Below are 20,123 nucleotides of genomic sequence, written 5' to 3' on the forward strand. Positions count from 1 at the left end.
CATGGAAAATAAGAGTGGAGAGGCGAAAGTGCAGAAGGTCAAAAACTGGTCACCGGTGTGGATTTTCCCCATCGTGACGGCGCTGATCGGTGCCTGGATCCTGTTTTATCATTACAGCCATCAGGGACCGGAAGTGACGCTGATTACCACCAATGCCGAGGGGATTGAGGGCGGTAAAACGACCATCAAAAGCCGCAGCGTGGATGTGGGCGTGGTGGAAAGCGCAACCCTGACCGACGATTTAACCCATGTGGAGATCAAGGCGCGCCTGAATGCCGGCATGGAAAAACTGCTGCATGGCGATTCTGTTTTCTGGGTGGTTAAACCGCAGGTGGGGCGCGAAGGGATCAGCGGCTTAGGGACGTTGCTGTCAGGTGCCTATATTGAACTCCAGCCGGGTACAAAAGGTAACCAGCCGGGGCAATATCAGCTTCTGGATTCACCGCCGCTTGCTCCGCCGGATGCAAAAGGTATTCGCGTGATTTTAGACAGTAAAAAAGCGGGCCAGCTCACGGCGGGCGATCCGGTGCTGTTCCGCGGTTATCGTGTGGGTTCGGTTGAGAAAAGCACGTTTGACCCACAGAAAAGGTCCATCAGCTATCAGCTGTTCATCAATGCACCTAACGATCGTCTGGTTACCAGCAATGTCCGTTTCTGGAAAGACAGCGGCATCGCGGTCGATCTGACCTCGGCAGGCATGCGTGTTGAAATGGGCTCCCTGACAACGCTGTTTGGCGGTGGCGTAAGTTTTGACGTGCCGGAAGGTCTGGATCTGGGGCAGCCGGTTGCGGAGAACACTGCTTTCCGCCTGTTTGACGATCAAAAAAGCATTCAGGATGCGCTCTACACCGATCACGTTGACTTCCTGATGTTCTTTAAAGACTCCGTTCGTGGCCTGCAGCCGGGGGCGCCGGTTGAGTTCCGCGGCATTCGTCTCGGTACGGTTGGGCAAGTACCGTTCTTTGTGCCTGGTCTGCAGCAGGTCCTGGATGATGATTACCGCATTCCGGTGCTGATTCGTATCGAACCAGAACGTCTGATCAACCAGATTGGCGAGAACCAGGATATTGCCACGCATATCTCTCAACTGATGGAACGTGGTCTGCGCGGGTCGTTGAAGACCGGCAACCTGGTGACCGGCGCGCTGTATGTGGATATGGATTTCTATCAGAAAGCACCGCCGATTACCGGCATTCGTGAATTCGGTGGCTATAAAATCATCCCAACCGTGAGCAGCGGACTGGCTCAGATCCAGCAGCGTCTGATGGAAACGCTGGATAAGATTAACAATCTGCCGCTGAACCCAATGATTGAAGCCGCGACAGGTTCATTACATCAGAGCCAGGCGACGATGCAACGCCTGCAAACCACGCTGGATAACATCAATAAGCTCACTGCAAGCCAGAGCATGCAGCAGTTGCCGCAGGATATGCAGAAAACGCTGCGCGAGCTGAACCGCAGTATGCAGGGCTTCCAGCCAGGCTCGGCGGCGTACAACAAGATGGTGGCAGATATGCAGCGTCTTGATCAGGTCTTGCGCGAACTGCAGCCGGTTCTGAAAACGCTCAACGAGAAGAGCAACGCGCTGGTGTTTGAAGCGAAAGATAAAAAGGATCCTGAGCCGAAGAGGGCGAAACAATGAAAAAATGGCTAGCGATTGTAGGAGCGATGGTACTCACGGCCTGTAGCTCAGGAAGTGAAACGAAAAGCTACTATCAGCTACCGCTGATGGCGCAGGCAGGTACCCAGAGTACCGCTTCGCAAGGCAACCGTCTGCTGTGGGTTGAGCAAGTTGCCGTGCCGGACTACCTGGCCGGCAACGGGGTGGTCTACCAGACCAGCGATGTACAGTACACCATTGCCAACAATAATCTGTGGGCCAGCCCGCTGGATCAGCAGTTGCGCAATACGCTGGTGGCAAATCTGAGCAGCCAGCTTCCGGGCTGGGTTGTCGCTTCCCAGCCACTGGGTAGCGATCAGGATACGCTGAACGTCACGGTAACGGGCTTCCATGGTCGGTATGACGGTGCCGTTATCATCAGCGGAGAGTGGCTGCTGAATCATCAGGGACAGCTGATTAAACGTCCTTTCCATCTGGAACTGAAGCAGCAGAAAGATGGCTATGATGAAATGGTGAAAGTCCTTGCTCAGGGTTGGGCGCAGGAGTCAGCCAGTATCGCCAGGGAGATTTCCCGGCTGCCATAAGTAAAATTCATCATCAAAAACCGCAATTGGCCTGTCGCTGATTGCGGTTTTTTTTTCGTTTTGGCTTCAGGTTGTTACCTGTGCCGGGTCACACTTTTTGTACAAATGATCTTCTGGCTAGCTCACAAATATGACACCCGTATGAATTTTGAACATTGACGCTGCAATGAATTCGGGGTATTCGTTATCTGTGCCTGTACATTGAGTGCAGACACTGTTTTCTTTCCACCAGACAAAAGAATGAGGGAAACGAGGCATGAAGAGACAGAAACGAGATCGCCTGGAACGGGCTCATCAACGTGGTTATCAGGCCGGCATCGCTGGACGTTCTAAAGAAATGTGTCCTTATCAGACGATAAATCAAAGGTCACAATGGCTTGGAGGCTGGCGAGAAGCCATCGGCGACAGGGCACTCATTGCCTGATAACGTCTCTTTAAAGAAAGAAACCTCCGCACTGCGGAGGTTTCGCCTTTCAGGGAGGGCTTAACGCAAAATCAGAATGCGGAAGTGTCCTGGAACAGGCCAACTTTCAGGTCGTTCGCGGTATAGATCAGACGACCATCTACCAGCACTTCGCCATCCGCCAGGCCCATAATCAGGCGACGGTTAACAATGCGCTTGAAGTGAATACGATAGGTCACTTTCTTCGCTGTAGGCAGAACCTGGCCGGTGAATTTCACTTCGCCCACGCCCAGTGCGCGGCCTTTGCCTTCACCACCCAGCCAGCCCAGATAGAAGCCAACCAGCTGCCACATGGCATCCAGGCCCAGGCAGCCAGGCATTACCGGATCGCCAATGAAGTGGCAACCGAAGAACCACAGGTCCGGGTTGATATCGAGTTCTGCTTCTACGTAACCCTTATCGAAGTTGCCGCCGGTTTCGGTCATTTTCACGACACGGTCCATCATCAGCATGTTCGGGGCCGGTAACTGTGGGCCTTTCGCGCCAAACAGTTCACCGCGACCAGAGGCAAGAAGATCTTCTTTTGTATAGGATTCGCGTTTATCTACCATGTTCTCAGTAAGCCTTATTTTAGTGAAGGACGCAGGATAGCTAACACGTGTACGCTGAACAAGTCCGATCAGTTTGAATTAAACCAGCCCAGCCAGCGTAACGGCCATGGATAACGGTGGCGAGCATCTTGCTGTGTCGCCTGAGCAATTCGCTCCTGGATGGTCTGCATCAGGGTCGTCTGCCCCTCGCCATCCCATACCAGGTTTGTCAGTAAGGGTAGTGCATCCTCAATCCCTTCGATGGCCCAGATGGCGAATTGTTCCTGCTCAACCGCGTCCAGAATAGCCTGGCTAAGGCTTAAATGGCGTACATTGGGTGCTGGAATAATCACACCCTGTTTGCCGTTTAAACCACGCTGCTGACAGATAGAGAAGAAGCCTTCAATTTTTTCGTTCAGACCGCCAACAGGCTGAGCACGACCGAACTGATCGACCGAACCGGTGATCGCGAGGTTCTGGTTGATCGGCACGTCTGCCAGGGCGCTGATCAAGGCGCAGAGCTCCGCCATAGAGGCGCTATCGCCATCCACTTCGCTATAGGATTGTTCAAACGTCAGCGAGGCGGAGAAGGGGATTTGCTGCTCAAGCTGCAGCTCAGACATCAAAAACGCCTGCATGATCATCATGCCTTTGGCGTGAATGTTGCCGCCCAGCTCGGCTTTGCGTTCAATATCGGTGAACTCGCCATCGCCAACATGCACAACACAACTGATGCGTGAGGGTTCCCCGAACGCGCGCGGGTGGCCAGGGAATTCAATCACGGACAGGGCGTTAATCTGGCCGACGCGTTCACCTTCGGTCTCGACCAGAATTTGTTCCAGCAGAATTTCATCCTGCATACGGTCAGCAAGATAGCCTTCGCGCCACTCACGCTGCGCCAGCATCTGCGTGAGCTGTTCGCCAGTAAACGCACCTTTACCGCTGATCACACCCACTTCACGCAGCTGCTTGCCTATCCAGAGTGGACTGAGCGGCAGGGTTTCCTGGTCACCGGTATAACGAACCGCTTCGCGGATCAAACCCGGCCACGCGTCAGCGGCAGGCATTGGCAATGCAAAGCGTTCCGCAACGGCCAGCACCCACTGACACCACTGTGCCATGTCATCAGCATCGGCTACCTGGATGTTGTCTTCGTATTCGCTGTAAACCGCCAGCTCAGCCAGTTCCGGCTCCATTTCCTGGAAGTCAGCCAGCGATTCACGATCGCCCGTCAGCACGACGGTCAGCGACAGCGGCATTGACGGCACGGAGACCGGCAGAGGGCGAGACTCATCGTAACCGACCCAGTCAAAGCGTTGCTGGGTCACAATCGTTTTCAGGCGCATCCACAGCAGCGGCTGCGAGAGCAGGGTGCGCAGAGAGATGATCAGCACGCCGCCGTTTGCGCGATGTACCAGACCCGGTTGCAGTGAAAGCTCACCATTGAACTGACGCAGACAGCCAAAGAGTTGTTCAGCCTCGACCCAGTTAGCGGTAATGACTTCACCTGTCGCTGCAAAACGGTCATCGGCCTGGTCCGCCGGTTCGAAGGCGATCTTATCTCCCGCGATACGATACTGGCCGCCAAAGACCGCGTTCGCTTCCGGGCGCAACTGGCGCATAGCGTCCCCGAGAAGCGTCAGATATTCCGCCTCTTCGGGGGCTTTCAGCAGCATGAAGGGCGATGTCGCCCATGGGCTTAACGCCTGCTCCAGCGCATAATGCAAACGGGGTTGCGTATCGCTAAGGATGAATGGATGTTCTGTTGCGAGTTCGGGCTGTGAAAACAGGTCCTGATAGCTCTCGGTATCCGGAACAAGGTCACGCCATGCAAGTTTCGTAATCGTCAAAGTTGATGTTTTTTAGTCAGATGTAAAAGCGTGGAGTATACCGTAAGCGGGGGGATCTACCCAAGCAGGATTGGGTATTTCGACAGCGGGAATGGCTGCATTGACTCACAGGATATGATTTCTTTTCAGCAGATTGCCAAAAAACTGATATTCTGAACAGAGTTACGTGGTAACACTGAGATCGCAATGAAATATCAACAACTGGAAAATCTCGAAAGCGGCTGGAAATGGAAGTACCTGGTCAAAAAGCACCGTGAAGGGGAGCTGATCACCTGCTACATCGAAGCCAGCGCTGCACAAGAAGCCGTGGATATTTTGCTGACCCTCGAGAATGAACCGGTACAGGTTAACGGCTGGATTGAGAAACACATCAATCCCGCGTTGTTAAACCGGATGAAGCAAACGATCCGCGCGCGACGCAAACGGCATTTTAATGCTGAGCATCAGCACACGCGTAAAAAATCAATCGATCTGGAGTTCGTGGTCTGGCAGCGTCTGGCTGGGCTGGCGCAACGGCGTGGTAAAACGCTGTCGGAAACCATCGTGCAGTTGATTGAGGATGCCGAACATAAAGAGAAGTATGCTAACCAAATGTCGTCGCTGAAAAACGACCTTCAGGCGTTGCTGGGCAAAAAGTAGATTTGTGTTTTTCTTCAGATAATAAAAAACCCCGCATTGCGGGGTTTTTTTATAAGACGATAACTTATGCCGCTGGCTGAGTTACAACGTCTTTAACGCCTTTAACTTCGATCTCTACGCGACGATCTGGAGCCAGGCAGTCGATCAGTGCAGCGCGAGCTTTCACGTTGTCACAGGTGTTGCCAGTAACTGGGTTAGATTCGCCCATACCACGTGGGGAGATCTTGTTAGCTGGGATACCTTTAGAGATCAGGTAATCAACAACAGACTGAGCACGTTTCTCAGACAGTTTCTGGTTGTAAGCGTCAGAACCGATACGGTCGGTGAAGCCCAGAACCACTACGGAACCGTCTTTAGGATCCAGGTTGCTCAGCTGGGTGTACAGCTGATCCAGTGCCTGCTGGCCTTCTGGTTTCAGAGTCGCTTTGTTGAAGTTGAACAGAACGTCAGACTTCAGAGTGAAGTGCTTGGTCTGTACTTCTGGAGCTGGAGCCGGCGCTGGAGCAACAACTGGTGCTGCATCTTCCTGCTGGCCGAAACGGTAGGAAACACCTACGCTCAGCATGCCGTTGTCTGGACGAACGCCAACGGTAGCACCGTCGCCGATGTTGTTAACCCACTGGTATTCCAGACGGGTAGCGATGTCACGGGTCATAGCCCACTCAACGCCACCAGCGAATACTGGGGAAACACCGGTGTCATGGTCGTCGCCAGCGATGCTGTTGCTGGAGTCAGCGCGCCATACCATACCACCCAGACGGGTGTACACGTCCAGATCGTCAGTTACTGGGTAACCCAGTTTAGCGGTCAGCTGTACGCCTTGAGCTTTAAAAGCGCCATTAACGTTGTCGCCTTTGTATGGCATACGACCTAACCAGTCGTAACCCATTTCAAAACCAACATACGGGTTAACCTGATAGCCACCGAACGCACCTGCACCAAGCTGGCTCTCGTGAGTAGGGCCATCATTGTTCAGGCTGCTGTTGTACCAGCCGGTGTCGTGGAACTGAGACCAGCCCAGTTTACCACCTGCATACCAGGTATTATCTTTCGGAGCGGCCTGCGCTACGGTAGCGAAGCCAGCCAGTGCCACTGCAATCGCGATAGCTGTCTTTTTCATTTTTTGCGCCTCGTTATCATCCAAAATTCGCCATGAATGTCTCAAGTAGAGAATCACGGTTAAATCCTTCACCGGGGGGCGTGGTCAAATATAAATCTACCGATATCTTCGGCTTAGGCCGAGCACCCCTGGCGATGTAAAGTCTACAACGTAGCTGAAAACTTACAAGTGTGAAGTCTGTCAGGCATATGAAAAAAAAAGTTCCGTATACCTATTATTTAACATTTTTAGAACGAATTTTGTGCAGTAAAATTAAGGAGAACCGCTCCAGACGCGCCTTGCCGCAATTTTGACGCCGGGAACTAAATCCGTATCTTGCGGTCAAAAAAAATTCCAGGAAAAATCTTAATTTCGCTCAATGATACAAATTTGAGTGAATTTTTAGCCCAGAAAGTTGTCCTCTGCGATAAGAATCTGGACGAACCGGGCGCATGATGAACCCGATCGCATTCCCTTCTTCAGCCGCTTCAGTCAGACGAAAATGTTCCTCTTCCGTCAGTTCTTCGGGTAACCAGCCGATCACCACGCTGTAATTTCCGGTGCGCAACGCGCGAACCATAGACTCAACGGTATCGCAGGGAGAGAGTTGGTTAATCTGCATCACCTTAGCCAGCGGCAGGCCTGCGGACTGAACCCATTCACGGCTCAATTTTTGCTGTGGCGTCAGCCAGAGCTGCCAGCGCGATTGCTGACCAAGCTGCTGTAATAAAGGCAGTAGCAGGAGTTGGGTCAACAGAGGCTGGTCTTCACGATAAACCACTTCACTAATAAGCCCCGTCGAAACACCCCCAACGGTGTTGTGCGCGACAGTGCCCGCGGTAGAGGAGAGAGAAGTTGAGCGATTTGCATAGCCTGAAGTGTACATATTCATTCCAGCCCTGTAGTTACTGTATGGATATACAGTAACCCCTGTATGCATAAAGATCAACCTCATTTTCGGAAAGCGACTCGCAAAATTCGTTCAATGTTGATGCCCCTCGAAAAATCATCTTGCTCAACGGCGCTAAGTTGCCTATTTTCCTGCTAACGGATCCGCTAGTAAGAAATTTCGCTGTTACCTTATGATTTAGAAGGGAAATATCATGAAAAAGATATCTTATGAACGGATTTATCAATCCCAGGAATACCTCTCACCGCTAGGAGAAATTCATCATCGCGCACTGTTCGGTGGCTATACCCTGGCGATAGATGACGCGGTTTTTGCCATGGTGTCAGATGGCGAGCTGTACCTTCGCGCCTGTGAAGAAAGCGCGAAATACTGTGTAAAAAATGCCGCCTCTTTTTTGACGTTAATGAAACGAGGCCGCCCGGTACTTCTCAACTATTACCGTGTCGATGATGGACTGTGGCAAGACAGGGAACGGCTGCTTCAGCTCTCCTCTTTCGCGCTCAATGCGGCGAGGAAAGAGCGCTGTCAGCGCCATCAACGAAACCGGCTTAAAGATCTGCCAAACCTGACCTTTCAGCTTGAGGTATTACTTTTTGAAGCTGGCATTACTAACGAAGAGACGCTGCGGGCACTGGGTGCCAGGGAGTGCTGGTTAAAGATGCGGGCTAAAAATAGGGCACTCGGTATTAAAGTGCTCTTCGCCCTTGAGGGGGCTATTGAGGGTTTGCATGAGGCGGCACTCCCGGCAGGCACTCGCCGGGAGTTGACGGAGTGGTTTAATGCGCTGCCTGAGCCACAGAAGAATCACTCCTCCAGGTAGCGATTTGCTGTTGTAACCGGCAAATTTCTGGCAGCAGAGCGATAAGCAGGCCAATCTGCTGTAGCACCAGCGGCGCTTTGCTGTCGTTTCCTGGCTCAAGACGCGCGATACGTTGAGTCAGTTCATCCAGCGACTGTCTCACTTTCGGTTCATCGGCTGGCCGGTGATGCAGTGCATCATCGACGTAGCAGACCGCGTCATCCAGCAGGTTGAGTATGCCCGGGTTGACCAGTTTCTCGCGGTGTGCACCCAGCGTGGAAATATAGCTGGTGAAGGTATGGTTGAGGCAGAGCAACCGGAAAGCCGTCTCACGCATCTCGGCCGTGGCACGAGGCTCCGTTGACATGTTAGAGACAACCGAAGCCAGTTCAGCATCACTGTTGTGCGCATCGCGGCGGGCTATCCGATAAGCCAGACGGTTATCGCGTCCCTGGTGGTACTGCTCAAGGATGGCATCCAGGTATCGGCAGTTGGCGTTCAATGCCCTGTCTAACACCCGCGGTAAATTACGGAAACGCCAGTCCGGCCAGATAAAGCTCACCGCTGCCCAGGCAATCGCACAGCCGATCAGGGTATCGAGCACGCGAGGCAGGGCGACCTCGAACCCTTCACCCAGCAGGTTAAAGCAGAGCAGCACCAGCAGCGTGATGAACATGGTGGCATGAGCGTACTGCACGTTGCGAAACGCGAAAAACAACACGCCGGTAATCACAATCAGCACCAGCTGCCCTTCAACAGAAGGCACGAAGTACAGCACGGGAAGTCCAATCGCGACACCGACCAGCGTACCGATAATACGCAGCGCAAGGCGGTGCCGGGTGGCGTTATAGTTTGGCTGGCAGACAAACAGGCTGGTCAGCAGGATCCAGTAGCCATGCTGCAAACCGGTTATCTGGATAAAGGCATAACCGACGCATAGCACCAGAGACATTCTCACCGCGTGGCGAAAGAGCGCCGACTCTGGCGTAAAGTTGCGGCTCAGCCGTAGCCACATATCGCTAAAGCTATGCACGCTGTCATCAGCCAGCTGATTTTCCACATCATTACCCGGTAGCGCCATCGCCTGTTCGGATTCGATGGTCGCCAGCTGAGCATCTATAGCCCGCAGGTTGTTGAGCAGAAAACCCAGCGCTTTGATATGTTCCGGTGATGTTCCGCTGGCCTGAACGCGGTCGAGCGCCGCATCAAGATGGCTAAACACGCGTTCGAAACGGGGGTCATGCTGATAGGGCGTGCGCAGCAGAATGGATCGCGAGAGCTGCTGGCAGGCCAGGGACTGCATGGACAGCAGGCGCTGGAAGCGGAACATCACGTCGCTGTAACGAAACTTTTCACGCAGGGCGGCGTACTGAACATGCGAGGAACTGGCGCGTTCATGAATGTCCTGGGCGGCAAAATAGTAGTGTAAGGTTCTTCGCGTTCCACGCTGACCGCGATCGCCGCGCAGACGGGTAAGCAGTGAGGCTTTCGTCTGGTTAAGGGTGGTGACCAGCTGACCGTTTGCCAGCGCCAGATCGTAAAGCGGCGCCTGGCTTTCTTCTTCAATATCCGGGTCAAACAGCCGGGATTTCAGTTCCAGATAATGGGCCAACTGCTCAAAGCTACGGGCAAGGTTATCCTGCAGCGGGCGAACCGGGAAGATAAGATGGCCGGTTAACGTCAGCAGGTTATACCAGATGGCGCCCAGCAACAGCAGTAGAGGTTGCTGGTACCACTGGTCGTAAAGTGACACGCCCAGCATGGTATAGATGGCGATCAGTAAGGCGCCGAAGGCGATGGTGGCATAGCGCTGCCCCAGTCCACCCAGCAAAATAAACCCGCTGGTCGAAAGCGTCAGGCCCAGCGCAAACAGCCACGGCCAGGGGAAGAGCAACTCAACGGACGCTGACGCAATAAAAAAGCAGACGAGCGTAATCACCAGATTACGCAAACGACCGGCCAGGCGATCGTCCAGATCCGCAAGCGCCCCGGCCACCACCCCCAGCGTGAGCGGGATGGTGAGTTTGACGTCATTCAACCACCACGGCAGGGCTACCGTGCCGCAAAGCGCGATAAAAATCCTGACGTTGTAAAGCCAGGAGCTGTTCCAGGTATAACGGCGAAGCAGTGGGCTTAGCATAAACGCGGCCAGTCCTTATTTACTGAAAACGACGGCGTGCGTTCGCTTCACGCGCCGCCTGGGCCACTTCAACCGGAACAACTCTGCGCCCGACGGGCCAAAGGGCGATGGCGGCGATCTTAAAGTTTGCGAGCCCTACCGGAATCCCAATAATTGAGATGCACTGTGCAATACCGGCAAAAATATGCATGATGCATAGCCACCAGCCAAAGAAAATCAGCCACAGAATGTTCAGCAGGGTTCCACCCGTGTTCATCAGGGCGTTCTTACTTTCCGGGTTCAGTTCGTCAACGTGGATGGCTTCGTTACCGTAGGGGATTAACGAGAGTTTGGTGATTTCCCAGCAGGAGCGGGTCAGGGGGAGTGTGAAAATCAGGACGATGCTCACCAGTGTGGCAAAAAGCCAGGAAAGGGTGGTGGCAAAACCGCCCAGCACAAAATTCAACACATTCAGAACGGTACGCATAAACCCTCACTTCCTTTCGATAAAATTAACGCCCAATGATTGTAACGTTTTTTTAGGCTGGAGCACCTTAAAACTGGCAGTTAAACTGTCAGGTAAATTATCTCTTCGTGGATTTGGCGGGACATGGAACTGAAAGCAACTTCATTAGGCAAACGCCTGGCGCAACACCCTTATGACAGCGTTGTTTTGCTCAACGCCGGGGTGAAAGTCTCCGGAGAACGCCACGAATACCTTATTCCGTTTAATCAGCTTCTGGCCATCCACTGCAAGCGTGGGCTGGTATGGGGTGAGCTGGAGTTTGTTCTGCCAGACGATAAAGTCGTGCGTCTTCACGGCACCGAGTGGGCGGAAACCCAGCGTTTTCATCACCACCTGAACGCCCGCTGGCAGCAGTGGAGTCACGACATGAGCGTGATTGCCGCCCAGGTTCTGCACCAGGTGCTGGACGAGATCGCCCAGAGCAACGCGCAACAAACGTGGTTGACCCGCCAGCAGACTGCCGGGCTGCAGCAAAAGATTCGCCAGGCTCTCTCGGCCCTGCCGATTGCCGTAACGCGTCTTGATGAGTTCGACAACTGTCGCGACGCCTGGCGTCAGTGTCAGGCCTGGCTGAACGATAGGGATAAGAGTCGGCTGGCGCATAACCAGGCCTGGACAGATGCCATGCTGACCCAGTACGCCGACTTTTTCAGTACGGTGGAATCTTCGCCGCTCAACCCTGCGCAGGCTCGCGCGGTGGTCAATGGCGAGCAGTCGCTGCTGGTGCTTGCGGGGGCAGGAAGCGGCAAAACGTCGGTACTGGTGGCGCGTGCAGGCTGGCTTCTGGCGACCGGCGAAGCGGTTGCCGATCAGATTCTGCTGCTGGCTTTTGGCCGTAAGGCTGCTGAGGAGATGGACGAACGCATTCAGCAGCGTCTGCATACCCGGGATATTACTGCCAGAACCTTCCATGCCCTTGCGCTGCATATCATTCAGCAGGGCAGTAAAAAAGTGCCTTCCGTCAGTAAACTGGAAAACGACACGCAGGCGCGCCAGGCGCTGTTTATCAAAACGTGGCGTCAGCAGTGCAGTGAGAAAAAAGCGCAGGCGAAAGGGTGGCGTCAGTGGCTGGAAGAGGAGCTCAACTGGGCAGTGCCGGAAGGCAGTTTCTGGCAGGATGATAAACTGGCGCGTCGGCTGGGATCGCGTCTTGACCGTTGGGTCAGCCTGATGCGGATGCACGGTGGCTCACAGGCTGAAATGATTGAAGGTGCGCCAGAGGGGATCCGCGATCTGTTTTCGAAGCGGGTCAAACTGATGGCACCGCTCTTAAAAGCCTGGAAAGCCGCGTTGAAGGCGGAAAATGCCGTCGATTTTTCCGGTTTGATCCATCAGGCGATCGTCATTCTTGAGAAAGGACGTTTTGTCAGTCCGTGGAAACATATTCTGGTGGATGAGTTTCAGGATATCTCACCCCAGCGCGCAGCACTGCTCTGTGCGCTACGGGCGCAAAATAAACATACCTCGCTGTTTGCGGTGGGGGATGACTGGCAGGCTATCTATCGCTTCAGCGGCGCACAGCTTTCACTCACGACCGCGTTCCACCACTATTTTGGTGAAGGTGATCGCAGCGATCTGGACACCACGTATCGCTTCAACTCCCGGATTGGTGAAATCGCCAACCGTTTTATCCAGCAAAACCCGCATCAGCTGACCAAGCCGCTTAACAGCCTGCGGCCTGGGGATAAAAAAGCCGTCACCCTGCTGGCGGATGACCAGCTGGAACCGCTGCTGGACAAGCTCAGCGGCTATGCGAAGCCCGATGAGCGTATCCTGGTGCTGGCGCGTTATCATCACCTTAAACCTGCAGCGCTGGAAAAAGCAGCTACCCGCTGGCCGAAACTGCAGCTTGAATTTATGACTATTCACGCCAGCAAAGGGCAGCAGGCCGATTATGTGATTGTGATGGGGCTGAAAGAGGGCAGCGACGGTTTCCCGGCTCCGACCCGTGAATCGGTGATGGAACAGGCCCTACTGCCGGTGCCGGAAGATTTCCCGGATGCCGAAGAGCGACGTTTGCTTTATGTGGCAATGACGCGCGCACGTCACCGCGTCTGGCTGCTGTTCAATAAAGCGGAGCCATCCGTGTTTGTCGATATTCTGAAGAGTATTGATGTGCCGGTAGCGAGAAAGCCGTAGCGACGACGGGCAAGGATGGGTAGGCCGGGTAAGGCGAAGCCGCCACCCGGCAAAAAAGCTACTTCAGTCTCTCAGAAAGATAACGCTGATAGTCCGGAATCAGGATATCAACCGGCGAATTTAACTGCGGTGATTCGATGATGAAATCCGCCGTCGAGAGGTTTGTCGCCACCGGAATATTCCACACCGTCGCCAGACGCAGCAGGGCTTTAACATCGGGATCGTGCGGAACCGCGTTCAGCGGATCCCAGAAGAAGATCAGCACGTCAATCTTCCCTTCGGAAATCTGCGCGCCGACCTGCTGATCGCCGCCCATCGGGCCGCTCAGCATCGCATTGACCTCCAGACCCGTTTCGCGCTGGATCAGGTTTCCGGTGGTGCCGGTCGCTGAAAGGGCATGCTTTTCCAGCAAAGACTGATGGCGGCGCACCCAGTTAAGCAGCATTTGTTTACAGTGATCGTGCGCCACCAGTGCAATGTGTTTGCGTTCAGGCAGCGTGCGTGTTGTCAGTTCCATAATCATATCCATCAGGTTAACTGACTACACGATGACGGGAAGCGCCTGACGCTGCAAGCGTCAGGCGAAAAAAATGTGGCTTAGGATGAAGGTTGTTGCTTTGCCCACTGTAAAAATCGGGCCCGCGTGTCGGGATCGGCCTGCTGGAACCAGAATTTCAGGCGCTGTTCCGTCAGCGTCTGGGACTGAGGCGGGATAACATCCAGTTCCGATACGCCGGAAAGCAGCGTACTGTCGTCGGCCATCAGGGTGGCAAACTGCGGAAGGGAGGCGCGTTTACCGGCTTTGTTATAAACCTGCGTAGCCGCCTCGTAATCCGGGCCTTTCGGGGACGTGGTTAATGCCAGAATATCCAGCTTCACCGGGATCGGCATCGCATCGCCGTCCAGCAGTTCAATGCGCGGCGAGGCGTCAAAGGCCGCCGATTCCTTTTCTGTTTCAAGGCGAGGCAGAGTAATGTTCACCTGACTGATTTGCCGGGTATTAAAGCTGATAATCAGCGGTGGCGAGATGTACAGTCGTTGCTCATGGTTAGCCAGGCCGATCGATTTTTCTACCCGAAAGACCAGTTGATGGGGGCCGTTATCTAATTCGATGCTGTCAGCACCGCGTAATAATGAGCTGGACACTTTTTTTCCGTCCAGTACCAGAAGATCAATGTCGCCAGAGAGCCGAAGCGTGGTAGCAAATACGCAAACCGGCATCACTAACGCAATCAGAGCCGTGGCAATACCGGTTCTCATAGGAGGCTCCCGTCAGACATACTGTCGCCGCATTAATGTATCTAAATTTTTCGATAATCACGTTTACTAACATATAGACATATTTTGCCGTTTTGCCCTCATGCATCTGTATGGGATGGATGGTTGAGATGTGCGCTTTGGCGTACACTTTTAAAAAAGCCAGGAGAAAAACCATGAAAGAGAATGATGTTGCTGAGATTTTGACATCCACGCGGACCATTGCGCTGGTGGGCGCGAGCGATAAACCCGATCGTCCCAGCTATCGGGTGATGAAATACCTTCTCGATCAGGGTTATCACGTCATCCCGGTCTCGCCAAAAGTGGCGGGGAAAACGTTGCTGGGCCAGCAAGGGTATGCGACGCTCGCTGACGTACCCGAAAAAATTGATATGGTCGATGTCTTCCGTAATTCCGAGGCCGCATGGGGCGTAGCGCAGGATGCTATTGCCGTCGGGGCGAAAACCCTGTGGATGCAGTTGGGTGTGATTAACGAGCAGGCGGCCGTGCTGGCGCGTGAAGCGGGTCTGAAGGTGGTCATGGACCGATGTCCGGCGATTGAGATACCCCGTCTGGGGCTGGCGAAATAATAAAAAAAAGCCCGTTATCGGGCTTTTTTTACACGCTTAGTTCCGCAGGCGCGGAGCCTGTAGCTGTTTACGGATGGTCTGAGCAAGTTCATCCATCGTAGGTTGCTCCGGATGCTCTTCCTGCAACTCACTACTCAGCTGCGCTTCAGCAAGGTAGGTATGAACGGGTTGTCCGTCGTCACCTTCCATCACCACATGGTACCAGGGCGCAGCGCGAAGCTCGGCGTTAACCGCCAGCTCGTCTGCTGACGGTTCATCAAGGGAATACTCCGGGTCGATATCGACGACCACACCCAAATACCCTAGCAAAGTGTGGCGGACCTGCTGGCCGATACCGAATTTGCTGGCAATCATAGTCACCTCCCGGGAAATACGACTTACACGTTATGTGTGGTCAATATTTCTCTTTTCAAGTTACATGACGCGACAGGCAAACCCTTTCAGATACAGCCCTTCCGGGTAGGTAGCAATCACGGGATGATCGGCTGCCTGACGGAACTGCTCTATAAATTGTACATCACGACCAGCATCTATTGCGGCATCGGCGATGATTTTCTGAAATAAATCTGTGGTCATCAGACCGGAGCAGGAGAACGTCAGCAGAACGCCACCCGGGTTCAGCAGCTGGATGGCCAGCATGTTGATATCTTTGTACCCGCGGCAGGCGCCCATCAGCTGGCTTTTATTCTCCACAAACTTAGGGGGATCCATCACGATAACGTCGAACTTCTCGCCCTGATCGCGATATTTACGCAGCAGCTTGAAAACGTCGTCGCGTACAAACTCCGCTTTGCTCAAATCCAGCTTGTTTAGCTCGACGTTTTGTTTTGCCACGTCCAGCGCTTCCTGTGACGTATCCACGCTGACGACCTGAGCACAGCCACCCATCAGCGCCGAAACGGCAAAACCGCCGGTATAGGAGAAGCAGTTAAGTACGCGCTTGTCGGCGACGTACTGGCGGGTCGCCAGACGGCTGTCGCGCTGGTCAAGGTAATAGCCCGTTTTGTGACCGCCCTGAATATCCACCAGCAGCTTCATGCCATGTTCTTCAATGGGCAGCAGGGCTGGCGGCAGTTCGCCCGTTACTGGCCCCTGAGTCAGCTCCATGCCCTCTTTTTTGCGCACTGCCACATCGCTGCGGTCGTAAATGGCACACTGCGGGAACAGCGTTTGCAGCGCGCTAATCAGCGCGGCACGCTGGTATTCCGCTCCGGCGCTCAGGAGTTGCAGCACCAGGAAGTTGCCGAAGCGATCGATGGTCACACCCGGCAGGCCGTCGGACTCACCGGCGATCAGACGATAGCTGTCCAGACCGTCACGCTTTGCCAGCCATTCACGCCACTGCTGCGCCTGCTGCAGGCGGCGAACGAAGAAGTCGATATCAATGGTTTCATCTTTGTCGAAGGTCCAGACGCGAGCGCGGATCTGGGACGCAGGCGAGTATGCGCCTCGCGCTAACCATTTCCCCTGATGGTCAACGATATCAATGGTTTCACCGAGGCTGGCTTTGCCTTCCATGCGGGCAACTGCGCCAGAAAAAACCCAGGGATGACGGCGCAGTAAGGATTTCTCGCGCCCTTTGGCTAACACTAAACGTACACTCATAATTTGCTGTTCTGTCGATTTCAGGGAAATGGCGCGTAGATTATCACATTCAGCAAGTCGCAATCATCTGTGGATGCCTTTGAGCGTTTCGACTCAAGGTTCCTCACTACTACATCAATTGGAGACGGCGCGTAGGGTAGCCCTTGAAAACGATTTAGAACTTGTTGAAATCATCGATGCTGGATTATCTGCGTTAAGATCGAAACATATCGAAAAAGGCAGCTTAATGTCCCTTTTCTTTAGCGTTACTTAATTTAAATTCATCCACAATCAGATTTTGATTGTGTTCATCCGCGCGTTTACTCGCCAGCGCCAAAAGCCTACACTTTCCGCATGGACTTACAAGCAACTTAAGGATAAGAATGAATGGCTATTGGTCATTTTTTATTTAGGGGTGATCAGACAGCTTGCGGTGGTAGGATTCTTGAAGGATGTCCCGACCATCAATTTTTCCAAAAAGACATGGCATGTGAAGGCCATCAAGTGACCTGTGGTAAACATGCGGGTAGATTCCGCATCGTGGGAGGACTTGATAGCGACGACATACATGGTAAAAGGGTAGCCGGTACACTGCATAGCCGTAGTTCCTGCCCTTGCAATTCGCGTTTTATTCCTTCCATCGATGACACTTACGAATTTTCTACAGGAACAGCGAAAGCCTGCACTGCCCAATCTGACATGGTTGAATTTCCCTTTCTCCCCGGCCCGATTGCCGATCCTCAAATTGATTGCTTTGCTAACACCTGCAAGCCAGAAGATAACCTGCTATTGAATGGTGTTTACATCTGGACTGAAATCACGGACGCAGGACACGCTTTCGTATCAGTACATCAAGACAATTCGATATACGTTTATACATACGGGCGTTTTGGTCGAAGAGGGCCAGCGAATTTAACTGGTGATGGGATATTAATATACTTTACTGGGGAAGATGCTCGCGGCTACTACCGTGAGGAATTGTATAAAGTGAATGCGAGGGTGTTCAGGATTGATGATGCTTCTATAGTTGCAACTCGTTCATTCTTTGAAGATCTATGGCTCTCAGGGACAAAACCTAAAGTCACGGATAAAATGGGTGAAAGAACGCAGCGCCGTGGAAGAGTAATTGACATTTATGACCTTACTGGCAGTAACTGCACCACATATACTGTTCAAGCTATTAGTGAAGCTGGCTCAAGGGTCTTCGATACTGTCTACACATCAACAACAACACAACTCTCTATCGAAGGAGAAGAGGATTTTGCCGTCCCTCTATCCTTGCAAAAATACTTAGTGAATAAAAGCAGAGCCTTGAATGCAATGCAAGTTTTTGAAATCACGAACCAGTTTAGAGAACTGTATCCAAACGTGGACAACTACACCGCAGGAGATGAAAACGCTATGGAGAAAAAGCTGGCTGAAGGCGCTGCAACATTAGGTTCAGCTTCTGGTTATTCGGGCGGTACTGTTGGCGGTTTCTTAGGTGGCTCACATGATATTAACGAGTAGAGCAAAATGTATAATCCGATGGGGGAGCATACTCTCGATTTCCCTCATCTACATCGCAACCATACTTATCAGCGTTTTAGATTACGGGATAACAAAAAAATACACCGATATTCTTAATGCTAAGACAATCACAGTTGAAGGTTGTAATGCGGTGGTTTTTGATTTCGAACAGTACTATTTTTGGTTGATAAATGTTTCTCTGTTTGGATACATCATTTCTACAGTCATGATCATACTTGTCTTCAAGAAAGTACGATGACTGTGAAAGGCTGGTTTCATCCAGCCTTTTCCTTCTCTCAACATCATCCTAAACAATTCTACGATATCTGGATGCTTGTCAATAATACGGGGAGCAGAGCACGAGTTTAGAGGTCAGGCTCCTTTTTAATCGAATCCTTATCTGCAGGCAATGTGTTGATTAAAGGAACTCTTCTGCGGATGCCTTTGAGCGTTTCGGCACAAAATCAAATCGCTTAAGCACATTACGGTATGGCCGCGTGCCTTACATTGGGGCTTCCCGTTCAGCAAAGGACTCCCCCATGAAAAAGCGCAGTGTAATAGCAACAACCGCTCTGGCGGCGATAAGTTTTCAGGTTTTAGCGGCAACGCCTTTCAGTATCACCAGTCAGGATATCTCCGGCGAGCATCGTTTAGCGCAACAGCAGGTGTTCAACGGTTTTGGCTGCCACGGTGATAATCAGTCTCCGCAGCTTGCATGGAAACATCCGCCAGCCGGTACGAAAAGTTTTGCCATCACGGTATATGACCCCGATGCCCCCACCGGCAGTGGCTGGTGGCACTGGACAGTCGCCAATATTCCTGCGAAAACAATGGCACTGCCTGCGGGCGCGGGTAACCCAAAGAGTGAGAAATTACCCGCTGGCGCGGTGCAGGGGCGTAATGACTTCGGTTATTCTGGATTTGGCGGCGCATGTCCACCTGAGGGAGACAAACCGCACCGTTACCAGATTACCGTCTGGGCGCTGAACGTGGACACACTGCCCCTTGATAACAATGCCAGCGGCGCGCTGGTCGGTTATATGATAAACAGTCACGTTCTGGGAAAAACGCAGTTAACCGCAACGTACAGCAGATAAGGATGACCCGGTGCAGGAGTTTTACCTTCAACATAAACAGCTGACGGCGGGCGAAGTCAGTGCCAGCAAAATGCATCGCCTGCACCAGGTTAAACTTTTTTTTCCGGCCATTTGTCACATTACTCACGGCAGTAAGGTCATTGTTCAGGATGACAATCGCCTGGTGGCAACGAGGGATGCGCTGATTATTATCCCGGCCAACACGTCAATGGAGATTATTAATCAGCCTGCGAACGGCATGTTTCGATCGGACTTGCTGATGTTGTCGCCAGAGATCCTGGCCGAGTTTAGAGCACATTACCTGAAATCCTGGCCGGGCACGACGTTACATTCCCTTTGTGTCCCGTTGAGCGAAGGGCTGGCGTTTATGTGGGATAACCTGCTGCACGCCGTGCGTCAGGATTTACCGGAGGCGTTACAAAAACATCAGGCCTTCGGTCTTTTGCTGGCATTGCTGCATGAAGGCGTGGCAGGTCCGCTGCTTATTGAGCGAAGCAGTAACCTGACTGAGCAGGTGCGACAGTTCATCATGCTATCGCCGGCCAGATCCTGGACTGCGCAGGATATCGCAAGCCGTCTGGCCTTAAGCGTGCCGACGCTGCGCAGAAAGTTGCGTGAAGAGTCGCAGAGTTTTCGCCAGATCGTGGAAGAGGTGAGAATGGCCGTTGCGCTGTCACAGCTGCAATCGACCCGATTACCCATTGGCGAAATCGCATTACAATGTGGGTATCTTTCCAGTTCTCGTTTCACCGCCCGTTTTCGGCAGCACTACGGCTGTTTGCCGAAAACGCTACGTTAAGGAGAAGA

General features: G+C 52.9%; 20 protein-coding genes. 10 read left to right on the top strand and 10 right to left on the bottom strand.

Annotated elements, in window-relative coordinates:
• Nucleotide 1 precedes the first annotated feature (1 nt).
• The 3 genes from pqiB (at nt 2) to rmf (ending at nt 2,629) form a co-directional block, all read left to right on the top strand.
• Nucleotides 2–1,642 (top strand): intermembrane transport protein PqiB, encoded by a 1,641-nt coding sequence (gene pqiB / locus ABFI50_RS16805; protein WP_014883248.1) that lies wholly within the window; start codon nt 2–4, stop codon nt 1,640–1,642.
• Nucleotides 1,639–2,205, top strand: coding sequence for a membrane integrity-associated transporter subunit PqiC (gene pqiC / locus ABFI50_RS16810; protein ID WP_014883249.1), 567 nt, complete (start codon nt 1,639–1,641; stop codon nt 2,203–2,205). Before pqiB ends, pqiC begins: the two co-directional genes overlap by 4 nt.
• 256 nt (nt 2,206–2,461) lie before the next feature.
• Entirely contained in the window at nt 2,462–2,629 is a 168-nt protein-coding gene (gene rmf / locus ABFI50_RS16815; protein ID WP_013097261.1) for a ribosome modulation factor, read from the top strand.
• A gap of 71 nt (nt 2,630–2,700) precedes the next feature.
• Here rmf and fabA read toward each other — a convergent pair whose 3' ends face one another.
• The gene (fabA, locus tag ABFI50_RS16820; protein ID WP_000227926.1) at nt 2,701–3,219 is read right to left on the bottom strand and encodes a bifunctional 3-hydroxydecanoyl-ACP dehydratase/trans-2-decenoyl-ACP isomerase; all 519 of its coding nucleotides are present in this window, start codon (nt 3,217–3,219) and stop codon (nt 2,701–2,703) included.
• A 68-nt stretch (nt 3,220–3,287) separates the two neighbouring features.
• The gene (locus tag ABFI50_RS16825) at nt 3,288–5,048 is read right to left on the bottom strand and encodes a Lon protease family protein (protein ID WP_014883250.1); all 1,761 of its coding nucleotides are present in this window, start codon (nt 5,046–5,048) and stop codon (nt 3,288–3,290) included.
• A gap of 186 nt (nt 5,049–5,234) precedes the next feature.
• On the opposite strand from ABFI50_RS16825, the gene matP reads away from it, so the two are divergent.
• Nucleotides 5,235–5,687, top strand: coding sequence for a macrodomain Ter protein MatP (gene matP / locus ABFI50_RS16830; protein ID WP_023332611.1), 453 nt, complete (start codon nt 5,235–5,237; stop codon nt 5,685–5,687).
• A gap of 64 nt (nt 5,688–5,751) precedes the next feature.
• Here the strand turns inward: matP and ompA are convergent, their stop codons facing one another.
• Nucleotides 5,752–6,807 carry a porin OmpA gene (ompA, locus tag ABFI50_RS16835; RefSeq protein ID WP_014883252.1) on the bottom strand — a complete coding sequence of 352 codons (1,056 nt, stop codon included), beginning with the start codon at nt 6,805–6,807 and terminating at the stop codon, nt 5,752–5,754.
• A 355-nt stretch (nt 6,808–7,162) separates the two neighbouring features.
• Nucleotides 7,163–7,672: an SOS-induced cell division inhibitor SulA gene (gene sulA, locus ABFI50_RS16840; protein ID WP_014883253.1), complete on the bottom strand. Its 510-nt coding sequence runs from the start codon at nt 7,670–7,672 to the stop codon at nt 7,163–7,165.
• A gap of 217 nt (nt 7,673–7,889) precedes the next feature.
• Between sulA and ABFI50_RS16845 the strand changes: the two genes are divergently transcribed.
• The gene (locus ABFI50_RS16845; RefSeq protein ID WP_032637053.1) at nt 7,890–8,516 is read left to right on the top strand and encodes a TfoX/Sxy family DNA transformation protein; all 627 of its coding nucleotides are present in this window, start codon (nt 7,890–7,892) and stop codon (nt 8,514–8,516) included.
• Here the strand turns inward: ABFI50_RS16845 and yccS are convergent.
• Entirely contained in the window at nt 8,473–10,635 is a 2,163-nt protein-coding gene (gene yccS, locus ABFI50_RS16850; RefSeq protein WP_179120688.1) for a YccS family putative transporter, read from the bottom strand. The two genes, ABFI50_RS16845 and yccS, sit on opposite strands and share 44 nt — an antisense overlap.
• 19 nt (nt 10,636–10,654) lie before the next feature.
• Nucleotides 10,655–11,101, bottom strand: a complete 447-nt coding sequence (locus tag ABFI50_RS16855) for a YccF domain-containing protein (RefSeq protein WP_014883256.1) — start codon at nt 11,099–11,101, stop codon at nt 10,655–10,657.
• Between the two features lie 123 nt (nt 11,102–11,224).
• Here ABFI50_RS16855 and helD point away from each other — a divergent pair, with 123 nt between their 5' ends.
• Entirely contained in the window at nt 11,225–13,279 is a 2,055-nt protein-coding gene (gene helD / locus ABFI50_RS16860) for a DNA helicase IV (protein ID WP_248082103.1), read from the top strand.
• A gap of 58 nt (nt 13,280–13,337) precedes the next feature.
• On the opposite strand, the gene mgsA is transcribed toward helD, so the two are convergent.
• The gene (gene mgsA, locus ABFI50_RS16865) at nt 13,338–13,796 is read right to left on the bottom strand and encodes a methylglyoxal synthase (RefSeq protein WP_347484593.1); all 459 of its coding nucleotides are present in this window, start codon (nt 13,794–13,796) and stop codon (nt 13,338–13,340) included.
• 80 nt (nt 13,797–13,876) lie between these two features.
• Nucleotides 13,877–14,539, bottom strand: coding sequence for a DUF2057 family protein (locus ABFI50_RS16870; RefSeq protein ID WP_014883258.1), 663 nt, complete (start codon nt 14,537–14,539; stop codon nt 13,877–13,879).
• A 173-nt stretch (nt 14,540–14,712) separates the two neighbouring features.
• On the opposite strand from ABFI50_RS16870, the gene ABFI50_RS16875 reads away from it, so the two are divergent.
• Entirely contained in the window at nt 14,713–15,126 is a 414-nt protein-coding gene (locus tag ABFI50_RS16875; protein WP_014883259.1) for a CoA-binding protein, read from the top strand.
• A 36-nt stretch (nt 15,127–15,162) separates the two neighbouring features.
• Here the strand turns inward: ABFI50_RS16875 and hspQ are convergent, their stop codons facing one another.
• Nucleotides 15,163–15,480 carry a heat shock protein HspQ gene (hspQ, locus tag ABFI50_RS16880; protein WP_008499919.1) on the bottom strand — a complete coding sequence of 106 codons (318 nt, stop codon included), beginning with the start codon at nt 15,478–15,480 and terminating at the stop codon, nt 15,163–15,165.
• 60 nt (nt 15,481–15,540) lie between these two features.
• On the bottom strand, nt 15,541–16,731 hold the full coding sequence (gene rlmI, locus ABFI50_RS16885) for a 23S rRNA (cytosine(1962)-C(5))-methyltransferase RlmI (RefSeq protein ID WP_014883260.1): 1,191 nt from the start codon (nt 16,729–16,731) through the stop codon (nt 15,541–15,543).
• A gap of 366 nt (nt 16,732–17,097) precedes the next feature.
• Between rlmI and ABFI50_RS16890 the strand changes: the two genes are divergently transcribed.
• From ABFI50_RS16890 to ABFI50_RS16900, 3 genes are all read left to right on the top strand, one after another.
• Complete coding sequence (locus tag ABFI50_RS16890; RefSeq protein ID WP_250127750.1) at nt 17,098–18,219, top strand: PAAR domain-containing protein; 1,122 nt, start codon at nt 17,098–17,100, stop codon at nt 18,217–18,219.
• A gap of 539 nt (nt 18,220–18,758) precedes the next feature.
• Nucleotides 18,759–19,316 (top strand): kinase inhibitor, encoded by a 558-nt coding sequence (locus ABFI50_RS16895; RefSeq protein ID WP_014883261.1) that lies wholly within the window; start codon nt 18,759–18,761, stop codon nt 19,314–19,316.
• 10 nt (nt 19,317–19,326) lie between these two features.
• Nucleotides 19,327–20,115: an AraC family transcriptional regulator gene (locus ABFI50_RS16900; protein WP_047343620.1), complete on the top strand. Its 789-nt coding sequence runs from the start codon at nt 19,327–19,329 to the stop codon at nt 20,113–20,115.
• The last annotated feature ends 8 nt before the right edge of the window (nt 20,116–20,123 follow it).

The organism is Enterobacter sp. HNDS-6, from assembly GCF_039850505.1.
In the GTDB taxonomy this organism is placed as follows: Bacteria; Pseudomonadota; Gammaproteobacteria; order Enterobacterales; family Enterobacteriaceae; genus Enterobacter; species Enterobacter kobei.